2 protein-coding genes are annotated in these 2,438 nt (G+C 53.5%); both read left to right on the top strand.

Features of this window, described 5'->3' with window-relative positions:
- Positions 1-1,774, top strand: a 1,774-nt coding sequence (locus C5S62_RS04670; RefSeq protein ID WP_223301138.1) for a transglutaminase-like domain-containing protein, incomplete at its 5' end; no start/stop codon positions are given.
- Between the two features lie 125 nt (positions 1,775-1,899).
- The coding region (locus C5S62_RS04665; protein ID WP_104404265.1) for a TetR/AcrR family transcriptional regulator at positions 1,900-2,438 on the top strand (539 nt) is incomplete at its 3' end.

Genomic DNA, 2,438 nt, shown 5'->3' with positions numbered 1-2,438 from the left:
ACTCTATACCGTCCAGCACACGCGGACCGATTCACAAGGAATGGCTTTCATCACGGCCGGTCTGGGCGACCTGGTAGCATGGGCCTCGAAAAACGGCCGCTACGGTTTCTCAAAACTGACTGTCGGGCAAAAGGATGTTGTCAGGGTTGAGCTGACCCACCGCACCGGAGAAACTTCTTTCGTGAAGGAACTCAACATCACGCCTCCTGTCGGACACAATAACCTGCCGGCACTTTCTGAAGAGGAAATAGCCGAGAACGACCGTCGCAAAGCCCGGGAAGACGCCATCCGAACGGACTATGTGCAGAGTTTTCCAGATTCTGCCCGCATTGCTGCTTTCTGTCAGGAAGAGGAGTTGGATTTCCGCCGCATCCGCCCTCTCGTGGAAAAAAGTTGCGGCAACTACGCCAACGTCCTTTCTCTCATCCGCAACAACAAGGGGAGCGACCGGCACAATGCCATTGATCTTCTGGAAACCGTAAGCGACAAGGATCTGCGCGATTTCTCCCTTGAAGTGCTGCAGGACCATTTGGAAAACCGCCTTTCGGCCTTCTACCGGATATCCTCCAGCCGAGGAGAGACAAACGATCCATTGAACAAGCGATACGTACTCTCGCCCCGCATTGCCAATGAACTTATCACGCCTTGGCGCGGCTATTTCCGGAAAGCATTCAGCGCAAGGGAACAAGCCGCTTTCAGGAAAGACCCGTCCAAACTGGCCCGTTGGATCAAGAAGAACATCAAGACGGACGCCGTTTGGAATCCACAAGGGTACTGCCTCTCGCCCGAAGCCGCACACCGCACACGCCGCGCCGACGTGCGCTCCCAAGGTCTTCTATTCGTGGCCGCGGCGCGCAGCATGGGAATACCCGCACGCCTCAACGAAGTGACAGGCAAGGTGCAGTATTTCGCTCCCACCAAGGAAGAACTGGCCAACGGCATATTGGCGAGACATCCCGAAGAACAGGAGTGGAAAGAAGTCTGTTTCGCCCCCGAATCCCGCCCCACCTCAACCGGTAGCCAGTTAAAGCTCGGCTACACGCCACGGCGTTACATGGAAAATCCCGTTTATTACTCCCATTTCACTCTGAGCAAGCTCAACAACGGCCGTCCCGTACTCCTCAACTATCCTGAAACCGACTCCTGGGCGGCAACTTTCAAAGAAGGAACGCCCGTGGATGGCGGAGACTATCTTCTGACGTCGGGAACACGCCTGGCCGACGGCAGCGTGCTGGCCCGCCTGTCGGTTTTTCCTATAGCGGAAAAGACGCCGGCCGAAGCCGCTCTCGTGATGCGCGAAGACCGCGAAAAATTACAGGTCATAGGTAACTTCAACGCCGAGAACCTCTACTATGACTGCTCTTTTGGAAAAGAAAAATCATTGCTCTCCACCACAGGACGCGGCTACTACGTGGCAGGACTCATCCGCGCCAACCATGAACCTTCCAACCACATTCTCCACGATCTGGAAAAACTGCGGCCGCAGCTCGAGAGCTGGGGACGCCCCATTCTGTTGCTGTTTCCTTCCCAGGCCGAGTGGGAACGTTTTGAAAAGGTGCGTCACGAGTTTTCCAGCCTGCCCTCCACCGTGCGCTTCGGCATAGACGAGAGCGGACAAGTGGGCAACGACATCTTCGGCAGCGGCCTCACCCGCAGTAACAACCTGCCGGTAATGCTCCTGGCCGACACTTTCAACCGCGTTGTCTTCATGACGCAAGGCTACACCATCGGCATAGGCGAACAAATAAAACAGGCATTGGAAAAGATAAACTGAAACAGGCGACATCACCCGGGAATACAACCATGCTGGATGGGAACCACAGATAAAATAACGTAAAACTTTTCATGTAAAAAAAGTTTTTTCTTCGTATCTTTGCCCCTATATAAATCAATATCAGCATGAGCGACACGCATATTTCACGAAATGAACTCCGCGACCGCGTTATCGATGTAGCCATAGCGTCTTTTCATCAGGAAGGCATCAAGGCCGTCACAATGGACGCCATAGCCCATCGCCTCACCATGTCGAAACGTACCCTCTACCAATTGTTCGGCGACAAGGAAGAACTGCTCCTGGCCTGCCTCAAAAAGAAGCAGCAGGAAGACCGCAAACGCTGGGAGCAGACAGCCAGGACGGCCGGCAACGTATTGGAATTTATTCTCAAAGAGTTTTCGGCCAACATGCAGAACTGCGCGCACATTTCTCCGGCATTTTTCTCCGAAATCAAGAAATATCCGCAAGTCATAGCCTACAGCCGCAACAGCAACAAGGAACAGCGCAAAGACGCCGTGCGATTTCTTGAGCGCGGTGTGGAACAAGGCATCTTCCGTCCGGGCATTGATTTCAACATCATCTATCCGGTCATCATGCAACAGGTGGACTTTGTGATGAACAACCCTGAGTTTGAGACTTACAACATGGTTGATCTTTTTGCCAA

It is taken from the genome of Prevotella sp. MGM2 (assembly GCF_002933955.1).
GTDB lineage: Bacteria > Bacteroidota > Bacteroidia > Bacteroidales > Bacteroidaceae > Alloprevotella.
The sequence above is the reverse complement of the archived record's forward strand: the minus strand, read 5'-3'. Positions and strand labels throughout refer to the sequence as shown.